Here is a 16,046-nt window from a genome sequence, read left to right as displayed (position 1 = left end):
CGAAAGCATGAGTGATAATATAGGACCAAAAGCTTGGTGTTTCCGGGTACGTGTTGTTTCGAAATAGAGGGGAGGGGGGGACATAAATTAGCTTAACCTCTTGTTTTGTTTACCAGGATTTAGTGGAAGGTGAAACGTATGGACGTGAAACGATTTTTAAAAGGATTGGGCGATCGGAAACCTGACATAATGGGTAGCGAACATTTTTCAAAATTTGCTGTTTTTTTACCGCTGCTTAAAATGAATAAAGAATATCATCTTTTATTTGAAGTGCGCTCTATGCAGCTTAGACATCAGCCGGGCGAAATTTGTTTTCCGGGAGGAAAAATGGAATCTGATGATCGCACGGCGAAAGAGACGGCTATGAGAGAAACGTCAGAAGAGTTGGGAATACCCATCACTTCCTTATCGGACGTTTATCCCTTGGATTACGTTATACCCGGTTTTGGGAAAAGGATCATATATCCGTATGTGGGTCTTATTGAACAGGGCACGGAAATCCGGCCAAATCCTCAAGAAGTTGAAACTGTATTTACAGTACCGCTCTCATATCTTCAATCTGTGGAGCCTGAGTGTTATAAAATCAATTTTAAAATAGCTCCTGAAAAAAATTTCCCATTACATTTGATCCCCGGCGGAAAAAATTATAATTGGCAAATCAAACAAATGGATGAGTACTTTTACTACTACAAAGACTATGTGATTTGGGGATTGACAGCCAGTATATTGAAACATTTTTTGGATTTGACTGCGAAATCAGCCAAAGAACAAGATCGTTTTACAGAATAGTCGCCAATCAAGAAAAGGGGAACAATTGGTTTGTTGCTCCTTACATTACTATTGGATATTACAGATGAAAGAAGCGGAAACTTAAGGGTTCTTATTTCAGGAAAGCTTTTCATTTTATCATCACGATTATTTCGTTATCAATATTTTTTGTAATCAGGATTTTAAAACCCCTGCCTTTGTGATCAGGCAGGGGAAAATCATATAAATATACTGTAGATGAGCATTTTTATTAACAATGATTACCATACGAAAAAGAGACAAACGGGGTACCCCTTATGCCACGTGGAGCTGTTTTTTCACGGCATCAATGGGAATATTTTGTTTTGCTGCACGATAAATGAACTCCACGAGGCTATGTCCTTTTCTCTTGCGCAGGAGATCGAGCCCATCCGAAACATCACTGTTCGACTCGAACATGCTGTACACATACGCAAGTTGCACCAAGATCCAATACCGTTTCACCGCCCGACGCCCGCGAACGCGGTATCCATCGAGTTTCAGCTGGTCTTTCGCTTGACGGAAAAAACATTCGATCGACCAACGCTCGGCATAGTAGCACAAGATGTCTTCATCGCTTAGCTCGCGATCGGTGCTCAAGACGCAATGAAGATGTTTCGGTGTCATCGGCTGATCGGCTTTCCATGCGAGCAGCACCACGGCATCCTTGAGACCGTTCAGAGCACCTTCGTAGCGATACACCCGATAACGCTCTTTTCCCACCGTGACGAGGCGGGTATCCCGTGGCTCCATAGATTTGGCAAATTCCTTTGCTTGAATGGCCGTCCCTTTTGGATAGAGAATCCGATTCGTCTTGAGCATCGCGATGACGTGGAACCCTTTTTTCAAGCAGGCTCCCACGAGGGTTTTCGATGGATACCAAGAGTCCATGAGCACATAAACGGGTCGACTCACATCCAACGAAGAAAGCATCTCGATCGCGAGTTCCCCTTTGCTTTTCCCCGCCGTCTTGTCGTAGAGGCGAAAGGCAAAAGGAAACGCTTGGGTCATCGTATGAACCATGAGCCAAACGAGAGAATGTCCCCAGATCGACTTTTTCTCTGCGTGAGAATAGTGCCAATCACACCCTTGAATGGCGTGTGTTGCCCGTGACGAGGGCTTCGTTTTTTGGCAAATCGTATCATCGATCGAAACAAAAATGGGTTGATTCTCTCGTTTCGAGCTGCGTTCGACACGATGAAGCACCCACTGCTGGAGTTTGCGAAGCAACGTCTCTTCTTCCCATGGGCTTTTCGTGAAAAAATGGCTGAGTGTCGTGCGATGGTTCGGATGAAAACTCCCGTGATGTAGATCGGTCAGTGTTCCCGAAAAGCCCTTTGTAATCATCGCATCCACGATATGAACGAGATGCTTCATGACAGGTTTTGAGAAATAAAGTGCCAACCCCAACATCGTCAAAAACTTGTGGATTCCTAGGTGATGTGCTAATCTATTCATGAGACATGAACCCCCTTGTGAGTAGTTGTGGCACATCTATTCTAACCAAGGAATCGGGTTCATGTCTTCTTTTTTGTTTGGTTGTAAATTTATGTTAGCGAATTTGCTCATCTACAGTAAATATACTCAAATACAATATGGATAATCGATTCATGATATCATACCGTCTGAACAGCAGATCCGTAAGACAAAAACACTCCATTGCAGTATGAAGTTTTATATTATCGTTATTGTTCCTGAGTGATTTTAAAAGTTGCCATACGCTCTTGCAGACTGAGCGCTAGTTCGGATAGAGAAGCGGCTGCTGCTGAAATCTCTTCCATAGAGGCCAATTGTTCTTCCGTTGAAGCCACGACTGTTTGTGAATGGCTGGATGTCTGTTTAGAGGCGGAAGCTAGTTCAAACATCGCGTCTGAAATCATTTGGATTTTTCCAGACATTTCTTGGATAGTTGCAGACAGCGATTGAAGTTCGGATTCGATATCTGTAACCGAATGGACAATTTCTTCAAAGTTTTCCTTCGTATTATTTACGATGCCTAATCCGTTTTGAACATCGTCCTTGACTCGTTCAATGGAATCAGTGGAACGAGCCATTTCCTCTTGGATTTCTTTTATGAGATCCGCAATTTGCTTAGAAGATTCTTGAGATTGTACTGCGAGTTTTCTTACTTCCTCCGCTACAACCGCAAAACCTTTCCCGTGTTCTCCCGCTCTGGCTGCTTCAATTGCGGCATTTAGCGCCAACAAATTGGTTTGATCCGCTATATCCGAAATAACCTTTGTGATCATGTCGATTTCCCGTGATTTATGACCAAGCATTTTAATAGCTTCGCCACTTTCTTGAACGGATTTATGGATTTCATTCATTTGTTTAGAAGTCTGTTGTACGTATAACCCGCCTTGTCTTGCTTTTTCTTTTGCGTCTATTCCTTTTTCCGCCATTTTTTCCGAGTTCATTGATACGTTTTGGATGGCTTTCGACATTGTCTCAATGGCTTTTTCGCTTTTTTCCACACTCATGGTTTGATTTTCGACTGCCTGGGATACTTCCTGTATGGTTTCCGTGATTTGTTCAGCGGTGCTGCTGGTTTGTTCTGCACTGGCTGTTAACTGTTGAGAGGAGGCAGCTACTTGTTCAGACGTTTCCAGTACATGTTGGATCATGATTCGTAAATTTTCTTTCATATCATTATAGCTTTTGGACAATTGTCCTAATTCATCACGGGAAGAATCGTGGACTGAAACCGTAAAGTCTCCTTTTCCTGAATGCTCCAGTGCTTCCGCTAAAACATGCAAACGTTTTTTCAGTGAGTTTGTAAACCAGAACGCAGCCGTTAGAGATAGGAGAACGGCAACGATTAAAACAACGGAAAAGACGATAAGAAATGAATGAATGGTGCGATCGATGATGCTTTGATCAGCTCCTACATATAAAATACCGATAATCTTTCCATTTTTATCATGCAGCGGCATATAGGCGGTTTGGTGCATTTTCCCTGCAACGTTTGCTTCCCCGTAGTAATTTCGTCCTTCTTTAAGAACGGTCCGTTCTACAACGGGCGAAACTTTTGTTCCGATGACTCGTTGTCCTTGTTTCCAAACATTTGTGGCAACCCGGGTATCTCCTTGGAAAATGGTAATGGTATCATTTGTGTCCTTTCCTATTTGATCCACGATTTTTTCATTATTATTCATTAAAGTGGACCCTTTGTACAATTTTCCGTTTTTAATGGCCCAATCACCTTCGTATTTAGAATCAATATAGCGATAGCTTAAACGTAGATCACTTTTGGCTTTATGAATCGCAACATCTTTAATGCTGGTAGAAACTTTTTCCATGGCTGCAATACAAACGGTAAACGAAATAAAAAGAATAATGCTTATGACTAGTACATTAATTTTTGCATTTAACTTCAACATTCTTCACCTTCATATTCCTGTTATCTTTTGATTATATTTTTAAGCAACGATATTTCTGCCGAATAATGGCTGGCATGTATGTAAGGATGGGAGGGGACGTTCACAGCGATGAAAGCGATCGAAAAAATCAGTTCAAAAATTCGGGCAAAACTGAAAAAGAATAGAACAGCACAAAGGCGAATGGAACGTCCTTTCTCGGCACCAAATCGAAAAAAGGCTGAGCAGAAAATAGGGGCTATTCCGCTCAGCCTCTTTTTATAAATAAGAGGGATGGATGTCATCCATTTTCTTTTAATCCTTGCCCCATTCCTTTTAGAAAGTGGAGCCCAAAGCCAATCGCACGATTAATATCCGGATCGTTCAGGACTTTCAATAAATCTCGGAATTTTACTTTATCGCCGTTTTGCAGATGATGATTTCCTTCCTTTATACCGTTCGTGATGCTATTCATTAGTTTTGCGGTGAAGTCGGGATCTATATTGGAAACGGCACCTGCTGCACCCATTAAGTTGTTGATCAAATTAGTTACCGGTTCACGCGATACTTGACCAAGAGCAATTTTGGCGATTTTTTCCCGCGCTTGAAGCATAGCATTTGCGGCTTCCAGCAATCCTGCTTGATTCAATTCGCCGATTATCTTAAGCAAATTCGTCAAATCATCATCATGATCTGCCAGAAGGGATTTCAGTTCATCCAACTTTTGCTGGATTTGCTCTTCTTTCGTCATTTCCTTTTTGCGAATAAAGGTAATGGGTTCCGCCATTTTTAGAATTCCTCCTTTCTATTAGTCTGTTAATTGAACGAAATCACGCCGCTTCCACTTGCGATATACCTCTACACCATTTTGTGGATGGCGCTTTTTGTTGCGTGGATTGGTTTTCGGCAGCGGACTCTTCCCATCTACATCCAATACTTCCAACCGTACTTTCGCTTGTTTATATGCTGGTGTATGGGTACGACCGTCGACCGCTGTCCCTGTTAAAAAGTTAATGGCTGACTCTTTTGACGTTGAGTTCATAGGCAAGAAGAGCTCATTGCCTTTTACTCGGTCGGTAACCAGTGCAGGCAATTTCAACGCTCCAAATGGAGAAACTAAACGAACTATTGATCCGTCCTTAATTCCTCGCTCTTTTGCTAATTCAGGCGATACTTCCACGAAGACATCCGGCACTTTAGAACGGATACCTTTGGATCGATTGGTCAAGTTTCCTTCATGGAAATGTTCTAAAAGCCGACCGTTGTTGATGTGAAGATCGTATTCTTCAGGAAACTCAACGGGAGGAACCCAATCAGACAAGGCAAAACGCGCTTTTTTATCAGGAAAGTTAAAACCGTCAACGTAAAGAAGCGGAGTATTTTTGCCGTCAAGGCTTCCCCATAAAAAGCTGTTCCAGCCTTCCAGAACTTCATAGCTTGCACCGGAGAAGAGCGGAGACAAACTAGCCATTTCTGCAAAAATTTCGCTTGGGTGACTGTAATTCCAACCGGCTCCTAAACGATTGGCAATTTCTTGAATAATCCACCAATCCGGTTTTGAGTCTCCCAGTGTAGGAAGTGCTTGATATAATCTTTGAACACGACGTTCAGTATTGGTAAACGTTCCATCTTTTTCAAGAGAAGGAGCTCCCGGCAAAACAACGTCCGCATATTGAGCCGTTCTTGAAAGAAAGATATCTTGAACAACTAAGAAATCAAGCTTTGAAAGCATTTCATGAACATAATTGGCGTTGGAGTCGACAAGAGCCATGTCTTCGCCAACAATGTACATGCCTTTCAATTTGCCTTCTTCGATTGCATGAAGCATTTGGATATTGTCAAGTCCTGGTTTACCATCAATTTTAACGCCGTACGCTTTTTCAAACTTTGCACGAGCCACATCATCGGTAATATGTTGATATCCAGGCAGCCAGCCAGGAAGGCTTCCCATATCGCAAGCTCCTTGAACATTGTTATGACCGCGGAGAGGATAGGCGCCGGCACCAGGACGGCGGTAGTTTCCGGTGGCGAGCAACAAATTGGAGATGGCTGCAGACGTTTCAGAACCTCCTACGTTTTGGGTAACTCCCATACCCCATAAAATACAAGTACCGTCCGCTTCATGAATCATTTGTGCCACTTGAATGAGCGTTTCTTTTGAAATGCCTGTGATTTCTTCTGCGTATTCAAGCGTATATTTTTCAAGCAGTTCTTTAAATTCATCAAAATATTTAACGTTTTCATCAATAAACGCTTGGTCATGCCAACCTTGATCAATGATATATTTCGTAACGGCCATCAACCATACTTGGTCTGTGCCTTGTTTTGGACTGATAAAAATGTCTGCGCGTTCTGCCATTTCATTTTTACGGAGATCAGCTACAATCAGCTTTTGTCCGTGGAGCTTATGAGCACGTTTTACGCGAGTCGCAAGCACCGGATGCCCTTCTGCTGGGTTGGCTCCGACAATAATAACAAGTCCTGCTTTTGCGATGTCTTTAATCGTTCCAGAGTCGCCTCCCATCCCAACAGTTCTGAACAAACCGTCTGTTGCAGGGGATTGACAGTAGCGGGAACAGTTATCCACATTGTTTGTTTCAAATACTTGCCGGGCCAATTTTTGCATGAGATAGTTTTCTTCATTAGTGGTTTTGGAAGATGAGATGAAACCTAAAGCTCCTGAACCATATTGTTGTTTGATCGATCCCAGTCGGCTTGCTACTAAATCAAGAGCTTCTTCCCAAGTGGATTCCACAAATTCACCGTTTTTACGGATTAATGGTTTGGTCAACCGATCTTCGGAGTTGACAAAATCCCAGCCGAATTTTCCTTTTACGCATGTAGAAATGGCGTTGACTGGAGCATTGTGGCTAGGCTGCACTTTTAAAATTTTGCGTCCTTTCGTCCAGACTTCAAACGTACAACCGACACCGCAGAAAGTACAAACCGTTTTCGTTTTTTTCGTTCGGGTTTCCCGCATAGCGGCTTCTACTTCAGAAATAGCGAAAATACCGCTGTATCCAGGTTCCACTTCTTTGACAAGATCGATCATGGGCTCCAACATGTCTTCTTTCAACCCCGTCATAAATCCAGCTTCGCCCAGCATGGATTTTTCCATTAAGGCGTTGCAAGGGCAGATGGTAACACATTGGCCGCAGCCGACGCACGATGATTCATTGATCGGTACGCCGTCATCCCAAATGACTCGTGGACGTTCAGCTTCCCAGTCGATGGAGAGCGTTTCATTCACTTGAAGGTTTTGACAGACCTCTACGCATTGACCGCAAGCAATACATTGATTAGGGTCATAACGATAAAACGGGTGGGACATATCTACTTCGGATTTATCCACTTTTGGTCGGTACGGATATTTTTGATGCTCAATTCCCATTAGTTCGGCCGTATTATGCAGTTTGCAGTTTCCGTTATTGTTATCACAAACTGTGCAGTATAACAAGTGATTTTCTAAAAGACGGTCCATTGCTTCAGTTTGCGCCTCTTTGGCACGATTGGATGATAGTTCAATATTCATGCCGTCCACAGCAGGTGTCGAGCAAGAACGTACAAGCTTTCCATCCGCTTCGACGATACAGGTGTCGCACGTTTGAATAGGATCCACTTCCGGCACATAGCATATTTGAGGATGTTCAATCCCGTTGGCATTGATGATTTCTAATATGGTTGATCCCGGATCGGCCTCAAATATCTGACCGTTAATCGTGACGTGGATCATTTGATTATCCATCTTGTTACCTCCTTTTTTCAAACACAAAAAAATCCACCATGAAAAGCAACGCCTACTGACAAGCCGCTTTCATGGTGGATTAGTTTATTAGCAGAACTTGCTAACAGACCATCCATTGATATGTGAGTCGATAGAATCATAACAGACCTTGTTATGATTCCATCTTTAAATTCAACTGTTATTATAGTGCTAATTTGAAAAATAGACAATACTTTACAATGAAACTTCCATTTTCTAATTCTTTTTCCAAGCTAGCTAGCTTTTCTTTTTGAAAGGGATGTTTTATGATAGGACATGTAAAATTTATGGAATTTCATGAAAGAAGGGGAAGGGATGTCTAAAAAGATACACGAATTCAATGATATTATCCGCAAACTTCGTAAAGAGCTGTTTGGGAAAGGGCCGGAGAGAATTCATACGGTGTTTGTGGAGAATATGGCGGTCTCCACATTGTACGGCAATTTGACGCCAACGGAAAAATTTATCGCCAACACGCCGGAAGGAAAAGAAATGGTCCATACGGCGAGGACAAGAATGATTCAGGAATTATATTCGATTCATCCTCCTGATGGTATGGAAGAAGTGATAGGAGCTAAGCTTTTGTACTTATTTTCTGATATCAAAGTGGAAGAGGATATAGCAGTTTCGGTCTTTATTTTTGATCAAAACATTACTTGAAAAAGGAGGATCGGATCATGAAGCCGATCGAAGTGAGCCGAAACATTTTTCGTTTTGAGAACGGTTGTGTAGAAGAAAAAGAAGACAAAGTCGTAACAGAATTCCCGGTGACAGTGAAAGTAAACGGACAAGAATTTGTGACGATGGTATGCACTCCGGAATTTATAGAAGATATGGTCATAGGATTTTTAGCTTCAGAAGGGGTGATACGTCGATATGAGGATATCCAAGATATATGGGTGCAGGAGAAAGAAGGATTTGTCCATGTCAAGACGGAGAATATCAACCCTTATTACCGAAATTTTCAAAACAAGCGATATATCACTTCATGCTGCGGAGTGAGCAGACAAGGTTTCGTATTCGTCAACGATGCTTTAACGGCCAAAAAAATGAAGGATATTCGAGTCAAAGTGTCCATAGACGATTGTTTTCGATTGATGAATACCATGCAGGAATCAGCTGAAACGTTTCGCGAAACCGGCGGCGTTCATAATGCGGCGCTATGTGATGTTCATCAAATAATATTAAGTCGAATGGACATCGGGCGCCACAATGCGTTGGATAAAATATATGGCTATTGCCTAAAACATAGTATTCCAATAGGAGATAAAATCATCGTATTTAGCGGACGGATTTCTTCGGAAATCTTGCTTAAAGTAGCGAAAATTGGCTGCGAAGTCATTTTATCCAAATCAGCACCTACGGAATTAGCGCTTCAGCTAGCGGAGGATTTGGGAATTACGGCAGTCGGTTTTATTCGCAATCGTTCGCTTAATGTTTATACCCATCCAGAACGCATCATCGATCTGGAAAAATAGGCATATCGATTTCATTCCGTGTAAGTTTCGAGAGACAGAACGGGGAGGTCGGCTTTTGACTCTCATTTTCAAAAGAGTTTGCATGCTGCCATCTGTTTTGTTATAATTACCATCGTTTTCATGAACCATAAAAATATAGGTAAATATGGATATGGTGTACATGTTTTGTAATATCTTGTCTTGGTATGGTAAAGGAAGCAGCCATCTTGCCCTTTGCATGGGGTGAAGGGTTGTGTGGTTGTTGATATTTTTTGAAGAAAGGGATGATGGGGATGGCGTTTTACAAGCCGGACAAAATTGCAAGTATAGCGATCGACGCGGGGGTGAAAAAAACAAAAGAATCCTTGCCGGCACTATTGATTTTGGGATTTTTCGGCGGTGCTTTTATCGCACTTGGTTATTTGCTTGATATTCGGGTCACCGGGGATCTGCCGCCAGAGTGGGGAAGTTTTGGCAATTTTTTAGGCGCCGCGGTGTTTCCGTTGGGACTTATTTTAGTATTATTGGCTGGATCTGAATTGTTAACGGGTAATATTATGTCCGTTGCTATGGCTGTCTATGCGGGCAAAGTGACCGTTCCGAAATTAATCGCTAACTGGATTGTCATTACCATTATGAATTTTATAGGAGCCATTTTTGTTGCTTATTTCTTTGGACATGTTGTGGGTCTAACGGAAACGGGAACGTTTTTGGATAAAACAGTGTCTATTGCGCAAGGAAAATTAGATCAAACTTTTTGGCAAACTCTTGTCTCTGGAATTGGCTGTAACTGGCTGGTTTGCCTGGCCGTTTGGCTTTCTTACGGGGCTGATGATTTTGCTGGAAAAATACTCGGAATTTGGTTTCCAATTATGGCTTTTGTGGCTATTGGATTTCAACACGTGGTCGCCAATATGTTTGTGATTCCGGCTGCCATTTTTGCGGGACATTTTTCATGGGCTGATTTTATTAGAAATATTATTCCAACCTTGATTGGCAACATCATAGGTGGAGCTATCTTTGTTGGACTTGCTTATTTCCTTGCTTATCAAAAACAAAACAAAGCTGCGGGGGAATAAGAATAATGGTTAAAAAAGGCAGGACGTTTTATGTCCTGCCTTTTTTATCTTTCTTCTCTTTGAGGCTAATGTAAATGTTTCTGACTAGAATGAACCTTTTTTCTTCCTATACACTATATGTCATCTCACTATCAAACAGAATATTCCAATGTTTCTGATGCCGGCATTGGCTTCATGAGCCGATCATAGCCCTTTCTTGCCTTTGACGAGTAAAAAGGACGGTTTCCTAATAATCAAGGTCCAATCATGTCTCATTGTTTATTTTTAAGCGGAATGAAAACTCTTTGTTCTTACGGAAACAAGACAAAGATGGCGCATGAAAAAGAACCATTTTTGAAATGAATTTTTTGATTAGTGTTGGTGCGTATTTCGTTCACTGTATCCATCTTCTAAACTAGCCGATCACCAAATATTGTTTCAGCTCCAACAAGGCCATTTTAAAGGTTTTTCTAATTGCATCGTCATCTTTCATGGAATCACGCAATATGATAAAGGAGACGAATTGGGAGGTGGCAATATGGCCGTTGTAAAGGCGAGAGAATCGGACGTCGCCCTTTTAGCGAGATTGATCAGAGCTGAGGCAGAAGGCGAAGGCGATTACGGAATGTTGTGTGTGGGGAATGTAGGCATCAATCGCATTAGGGCCAATTGTTCAGATTTCGTAGGAATTCGAACCATTCCGCAAATGGTATTTCAACCACATGCTTTCGAAGCCGTTTTATATGGATACTTTTATCAAAGAGCGAGAGAAAAAGAAAAGCGTTTAGCAAGAAGGGTGATAAATGGAGAAAGGCACTGGCCGGCAAAATTCAGTTTATGGTATTTTCGGCCAGAGGGCGATTGTCCTCCGCGTTGGTACAATCAGCCGTTGGCAGGCCGCTACAAATTGCACTGTTTCTATCAGCCAACAGCAGAAGAATGCTTAAATGTTTATTTAACATTTTAATACGCGGGTGGAAAGAGAAATAACCCCACACACCGTAGCGCCAATCGAAAAAATCTTAACGATTAGAATGACAAAAAGCCGTCCTCTCTTTGGACGGTTTTTGTTAGGATTCGGAAAAATTACTTATTCTTTGAATGAAACCTTACAACCTTCAGCAATCAAGAAAATTCCTATATTCACGAATAACGGTTTTTTGAACCATTTTCACTTTAAGATGATTCCACTTGTTAAAGGCTAAATGGGTGTGAATTGCTTATTTTCGTAGTAGTATAGTAGAGAAAGTGATGATTTAATCGAAACATTCACAAGTGAGGAGAAGAGGATCAGCTGATGAAACTTGTATCGTGGAATGTAAACGGCCTTCGGGCTTGTGTCCGCAAGGGATTTCTCGATTATTTTCAAGAAGTGGATGCGGATATCTTTTGTGTTCAAGAGACGAAATTGCAATCCGGACAAATTGAATTGGATTTAAAAGGCTACCATCAATATTGGAATTATGCAGAGAAGAAGGGGTATTCCGGTACCGCTGTATTCACGAAAGAAGAGCCCTTATCCGTTCATTACGGACTGGGCGACGTTGAAAACGAGCCGGAAGGAAGAATAATAACATTGGAGTTTCCAAAGTTTTATTTGGTGAATGTGTACACCCCTAATTCACAAAGGGATCTGGCAAGGCTTCCTTATCGTTTGGAATGGGAAGATCGAATCCGAAGTTATCTCATCGATTTAGATAAGGACAAGCCTGTTCTTTTATGCGGGGATCTCAATGTCGCTCACCAAGAAATCGATTTAAGGAATCCGAAATCCAATCAAGGAAATTCAGGTTTTACAAAAGAAGAAAGGGCGAAAATGTCGGAATTGCTGAATGCCGGCTTTATCGATACGTTTCGATATTTTTATCCCGAAAAAGAAGGGGCTTATACATGGTGGTCCTATATCAATAAAGCAAGAGAGCGCAATATTGGCTGGCGAATCGACTATTTTATTGCATCCAACAGATTATCCAGTTTTTTAAAAACGGCTGATATTCACTCTCATGTGATGGGGAGCGATCATTGTCCGATTGTCTTGGAGATTGATTTCTCGAAATTATAAAAGGATGCAATGCAAGTACTGCATTTTGCAATGGAAATAAAAGAACCGTAGAGAGAATGATAAATCGCGGCGATTCGGAGCTTGATGATTTGTCCCGTGTATTCATGCGTTTTGAAATTCGCCAAAAAAATATCCTAGGTGGATAGATTTATTCAAACCGTTCAATATCGGTTAGATTCAATTTTGACATTAGGAGGGGTCAACGATGAATGAACGAGGCATTCGCCGTATTCAATCAGTAAACTTAAAACAAAACAGTCCCATCCATCAAAATGGATATGTATTAGAACCAGGAAATTGGAAAGAATATGATCCATTTTTGATGTTGATGGAAGATGTTTTCCAAAAAGGAGCTTTTGATTTTCACCCTCACCGCGGCATTGAAACAGTGACATATGTGATCGACGGAACATTAGAACATGAAGATAATCAAGCGGGTAAAGGAAAATTGGAAGCAGGAGATGTTCAATGGATGACGGCAGGAAGAGGGGTTATTCATAAAGAAGATCCGGCGCCTGGTTCCACCGTTCACAGCTTGCAGCTATGGATTAATTTGCCAAAAACAAAGAAAATGACTGAACCGCGTTATCAAAACTTGAAAAGAGAAAGCGTACCGGTACGGAAAGAGGAGGGGGCCGTCATACGTGTTTTTTCAGGCTCTTCTCAAGGTGTAAAAGCAAAAACACTGAACCATGTGTCTATCACGATGGTAGAGATCGACTTGGAACCGAAAGCTAGCATAGTTCAGGATCTTCCGGGCAGCTATAACGGATTTCTTTATGTTTTGGAAGGAAGCGGATTTTTTGGCGTGGATGAAACGGAAGGCCGTGCCGGACAAGTGCTCTTTTTAACTAGGGATAACGAAGATTCAGATAGTATCATTAAAATAACAGCGAAAGAAAAGATGCGGGTGTTATTGTATGCCGGTGAACCGATCAATGAACCGGTGGTAGCGTACGGACCGTTTGTGATGACAACACAAGAAGAGATTCGCCAAGCAATATTGGATTTCCAAAACGGAAAATTTCATCAACAGTGATTTTTTCCGTCATCCGGCATTGAAAGAGTGAGGGAATGGTTGCATCATTTCCTCACCCTATGGTCTTATAAAGCAGATGAAAAAATGAACTTGGATGAGTGTTCACAAGAGGAAAGAGGTTTTTCATATTGCCCTTTCTTTTTTTATTCTTATTCGATGATCCCTACTTCAACAGGTGACGGCCTTTAAGAAATGTCGTTCTCAGATGAGAGGGGTGAACCAGTAGAAGTATGCTGATTGACCCATTCACGAGCGGTATTCGAAACAGTAGACCAATTGGGGATTTCATTGCTGTGTTGGGAAATCCAATCGAAGCAGAACTGTGGATCGATGTTGTGTTCCAAGCATTGAGATAAGAAAGACGAAATGTTCGCGTTATTACAATTTTGCCACGATCCGCATGTCGAACTCCAAATCTCTTCCATCGTTTTTTGGACAAAATGAGGAGTTGTCGTATTCGTTGAAAACTTTTCTTTTGCCAACTGAATTCCTCCCTTTTCAATAAAATGCCTCCTTAGAAGTATATCCAAAGAACCATTAGCCATGCAGACCCCATCACCCTTTTCCATAAACCTTTGCGCTATCTTAATAAAAGAAGTTTCGAAATGATGTCGTATGTATTAGATAGCAAAAAGATTGCAACAAGATCTGATGCATTGATAAAAAACGGTTTGAAGATACAAGATTAGAGATTCTCCTTTTGACCTATACTAGAACTGATGTGTCTCTTCTTTAAGATTCAAATGATAAAGCGGGTGATGAACATTGTCTTGTCAATCAAGCGAGGAGTTAAATGAATTATTATTGGAAGCGAAACATTATACAAAATACGGTACGGTAGCTGATTATATTCCCGCTTTAAAAAAAGCGAATCCTCATGACTTATCAGCCACTATATACTACCCCGACGGAACGTGCCTATCGGCAGGGGACATACAACAAAAAATGACATTGCAAAGCATTTCGAAAGTACTCACTCTTGCATTGGCACTGATGGATTGCGGGGAAGAATCCGTGTTTCATAAGGTCGGATATGAACCAACAGGAGATCCTTTCCATTCTATTTTAAAATTGGAAATAAACAACCCATCCAAACCTTTAAATCCGATGATTAATGCCGGGGCTTTAGCTGTGACTCATATGATTAAAGGAAAAAACATCGAAGAACGATTTCAACGCATTTTGCACTTTGTACATGAATTAACCGGAAATTCAAAAATTACTTATTCTCAAGAAGTGGCGAAATCGGAGTTTGAAACTTCTTTTATCAATCGTTCTCTTTGCTATTACATGAAGCAGGATGGAATTATCACAGAAGATGTGGAAGAACTGATCTGTCTTTATACAAAACAGTGCGCTATTGAATTAGATTGTTTTGACTTGGCCAGAATAGGGGTTGTTTTCGCGATGGACGGGGTAGAACCAATGACTGGAAAAAGACTCCTGCCGGCCGATATAGCGAGACTTTGCAAAACGTTTATGGTAACATGCGGTATGTATAACGCTTCCGGTGAATTTGCTTCTAAAGTAGGGATTCCGGCAAAAAGCGGGGTTTCGGGCGGAATTATGGGAGCGGTGCCTAATCGATTGGGAATCGGAGTATTCGGCCCGGCTTTAGATCGTAAAGGAAACAGCATCGCGGGAGTGAAATTGTTGGAAATGCTGTCTAAGAAGTATTCTTGGAGTATGTTCTAACACTCTCCTATTCGCGTCATTTCGAGCAGATACTCAAAAAAGGAGAGAAACGGTCAAACAACCCGCTTTTCTTTTGTGATCGCAAAACGGCGAATTATTTAGAAGCAGCAACATTTCACCTGTGACTGTGATAAGTTTTTCGACCGAAAGATGGTTATAAATGAAATGAAAAGATAAAAGAAGGTTCGGTTCTTAAAGCAATTCCCCCTCTTCCATCAAACAGAAAGAGAAAAAAGAAGAGGGGAAAACTCAAACGCAATGGTGGCGTTTTTATTTTTCTTCATGTTTGATAATTTGATATCCCCCGACAAATAGTATTACAACCGAGGCAATATACAACAAAGTCATAAGAGCAAAATACACGGTCATTCTCTCCTTTCTTCAAATTCCAATGATAAGGGCAACGAATGAAGGTTGAAAGGAGCAGCCATTCAAAGAAAAATGAAGAACTGCGCTATTGATTTGTAAATGTATGATTCCTTTTCTCACGTGTGGCTGTTATCCATCTAAAATTCGTTGCTTTGAATCGTAAAAGATCATCATCCCTACTTAAGTAGGGAACTTTTTATTATTCCCGCTGTTTTTTGTTTTGAAAAACAATTGGTCAAAACATCTTGCTACTATTATTATATAAGACTTTCGTATTTTCACAATCACTATGTTGCAAAATCCATCAAATTGAAACAATTTTATCGATCTTCAGTTCCATTATGAGTAAAAGATTTGCCTGAGAAAAGATTTACGCCGTTGAATTTCTGAAATCATTTAGATTTTTGTTCGATCGTATTTCTTCCGGTTTGTTTACTATTTTCATCCGATGGCTTTTGTAT

General features: G+C 41.2%; 13 protein-coding genes. 8 read left to right on the top strand and 5 right to left on the bottom strand.

Annotated elements, in window-relative coordinates:
- Positions 1 to 138: 138 nt before the first annotated feature.
- The gene (locus tag N1I86_RS01460; protein ID WP_341097220.1) at positions 139 to 789 is read left to right on the top strand and encodes an NUDIX hydrolase; all 651 of its coding nucleotides are present in this window, start codon (positions 139 to 141) and stop codon (positions 787 to 789) included.
- Between the two features lie 273 nt (positions 790 to 1,062).
- Here N1I86_RS01460 and N1I86_RS01455 read toward each other — a convergent pair whose 3' ends face one another.
- The 4 genes from N1I86_RS01455 to fdhF all read right to left on the bottom strand — a co-directional run bounded on the left by N1I86_RS01455 (position 1,063) and on the right by fdhF (position 7,887).
- Entirely contained in the window at positions 1,063 to 2,244 is a 1,182-nt protein-coding gene (locus tag N1I86_RS01455) for an IS701 family transposase (protein WP_003353085.1), read from the bottom strand.
- A 227-nt stretch (positions 2,245 to 2,471) separates the two neighbouring features.
- On the bottom strand, positions 2,472 to 4,166 hold the full coding sequence (locus tag N1I86_RS01450; RefSeq protein WP_341094599.1) for a methyl-accepting chemotaxis protein: 1,695 nt from the start codon (positions 4,164 to 4,166) through the stop codon (positions 2,472 to 2,474).
- A gap of 277 nt (positions 4,167 to 4,443) precedes the next feature.
- Positions 4,444 to 4,929, bottom strand: a complete 486-nt coding sequence (locus N1I86_RS01445; protein WP_048623247.1) for a DUF1641 domain-containing protein — start codon at positions 4,927 to 4,929, stop codon at positions 4,444 to 4,446.
- A 21-nt stretch (positions 4,930 to 4,950) separates the two neighbouring features.
- Positions 4,951 to 7,887, bottom strand: a complete 2,937-nt coding sequence (gene fdhF, locus N1I86_RS01440; protein ID WP_003352798.1) for a formate dehydrogenase subunit alpha — start codon at positions 7,885 to 7,887, stop codon at positions 4,951 to 4,953.
- 333 nt (positions 7,888 to 8,220) lie between these two features.
- On the opposite strand from fdhF, the gene N1I86_RS01435 reads away from it, so the two are divergent.
- The 6 genes from N1I86_RS01435 (at position 8,221) to N1I86_RS01410 (ending at position 13,521) form a co-directional block, all read left to right on the top strand.
- Positions 8,221 to 8,565: a DUF2294 domain-containing protein gene (locus N1I86_RS01435; RefSeq protein ID WP_270583661.1), complete on the top strand. Its 345-nt coding sequence runs from the start codon at positions 8,221 to 8,223 to the stop codon at positions 8,563 to 8,565.
- Positions 8,566 to 8,582: 17 nt separating this feature from the next.
- Positions 8,583 to 9,383 (top strand): formate dehydrogenase accessory sulfurtransferase FdhD, encoded by an 801-nt coding sequence (gene fdhD, locus N1I86_RS01430; protein ID WP_327802990.1) that lies wholly within the window; start codon positions 8,583 to 8,585, stop codon positions 9,381 to 9,383.
- Between the two features lie 272 nt (positions 9,384 to 9,655).
- On the top strand, positions 9,656 to 10,441 hold the full coding sequence (locus N1I86_RS01425; RefSeq protein ID WP_327798077.1) for a formate/nitrite transporter family protein: 786 nt from the start codon (positions 9,656 to 9,658) through the stop codon (positions 10,439 to 10,441).
- A 517-nt stretch (positions 10,442 to 10,958) separates the two neighbouring features.
- Positions 10,959 to 11,387 carry a cell wall hydrolase gene (locus tag N1I86_RS01420; RefSeq protein WP_003352805.1) on the top strand — a complete coding sequence of 143 codons (429 nt, stop codon included), beginning with the start codon at positions 10,959 to 10,961 and terminating at the stop codon, positions 11,385 to 11,387.
- Between the two features lie 330 nt (positions 11,388 to 11,717).
- Positions 11,718 to 12,482, top strand: coding sequence for an exodeoxyribonuclease III (locus tag N1I86_RS01415; RefSeq protein WP_341094596.1), 765 nt, complete (start codon positions 11,718 to 11,720; stop codon positions 12,480 to 12,482).
- 205 nt (positions 12,483 to 12,687) lie between these two features.
- The gene (locus tag N1I86_RS01410) at positions 12,688 to 13,521 is read left to right on the top strand and encodes a pirin family protein (protein ID WP_341094595.1); all 834 of its coding nucleotides are present in this window, start codon (positions 12,688 to 12,690) and stop codon (positions 13,519 to 13,521) included.
- 185 nt (positions 13,522 to 13,706) lie between these two features.
- Here the strand turns inward: N1I86_RS01410 and N1I86_RS01405 are convergent, their stop codons facing one another.
- Positions 13,707 to 14,003, bottom strand: a complete 297-nt coding sequence (locus N1I86_RS01405) for a hypothetical protein (protein ID WP_341094594.1) — start codon at positions 14,001 to 14,003, stop codon at positions 13,707 to 13,709.
- Positions 14,004 to 14,286: 283 nt separating this feature from the next.
- On the opposite strand from N1I86_RS01405, the gene glsA reads away from it, so the two are divergent.
- Positions 14,287 to 15,216 (top strand): glutaminase A, encoded by a 930-nt coding sequence (gene glsA, locus N1I86_RS01400; protein ID WP_270583657.1) that lies wholly within the window; start codon positions 14,287 to 14,289, stop codon positions 15,214 to 15,216.
- Positions 15,217 to 16,046: the final 830 nt, after the last annotated feature.

Source organism: Bacillus sp. FSL W8-0116 (assembly GCF_038003825.1).
GTDB classification, from domain to species: domain Bacteria; phylum Bacillota; class Bacilli; order Bacillales; family DSM-4216; genus Bacillus_O; species Bacillus_O smithii.
The sequence above is the reverse complement of the archived record's forward strand: the minus strand, read 5'-3'. Positions and strand labels throughout refer to the sequence as shown.

Excerpts from the sequence above, each read along its gene's own strand:
- N1I86_RS01460 (WP_341097220.1), top strand. The coding sequence starts at position 139 with ATGGACGTGAAACGATTTTTAAAAGGATTGGGCGATCGGAAACCTGAC.
- N1I86_RS01455 (WP_003353085.1), bottom strand. The coding sequence starts at position 2,244 with ATGAATAGATTAGCACATCACCTAGGAATCCACAAGTTTTTGACGATG.
- N1I86_RS01450 (WP_341094599.1), bottom strand. The coding sequence starts at position 4,166 with ATGTTGAAGTTAAATGCAAAAATTAATGTACTAGTCATAAGCATTATT.
- N1I86_RS01445 (WP_048623247.1), bottom strand. The coding sequence starts at position 4,929 with ATGGCGGAACCCATTACCTTTATTCGCAAAAAGGAAATGACGAAAGAA.
- fdhF (WP_003352798.1), bottom strand. The coding sequence starts at position 7,887 with ATGGATAATCAAATGATCCACGTCACGATTAACGGTCAGATATTTGAG.
- N1I86_RS01435 (WP_270583661.1), top strand. The coding sequence starts at position 8,221 with ATGTCTAAAAAGATACACGAATTCAATGATATTATCCGCAAACTTCGT.
- fdhD (WP_327802990.1), top strand. The coding sequence starts at position 8,583 with ATGAAGCCGATCGAAGTGAGCCGAAACATTTTTCGTTTTGAGAACGGT.
- N1I86_RS01425 (WP_327798077.1), top strand. The coding sequence starts at position 9,656 with ATGGCGTTTTACAAGCCGGACAAAATTGCAAGTATAGCGATCGACGCG.
- N1I86_RS01420 (WP_003352805.1), top strand. The coding sequence starts at position 10,959 with ATGGCCGTTGTAAAGGCGAGAGAATCGGACGTCGCCCTTTTAGCGAGA.
- N1I86_RS01415 (WP_341094596.1), top strand. The coding sequence starts at position 11,718 with ATGAAACTTGTATCGTGGAATGTAAACGGCCTTCGGGCTTGTGTCCGC.
- N1I86_RS01410 (WP_341094595.1), top strand. The coding sequence starts at position 12,688 with ATGAATGAACGAGGCATTCGCCGTATTCAATCAGTAAACTTAAAACAA.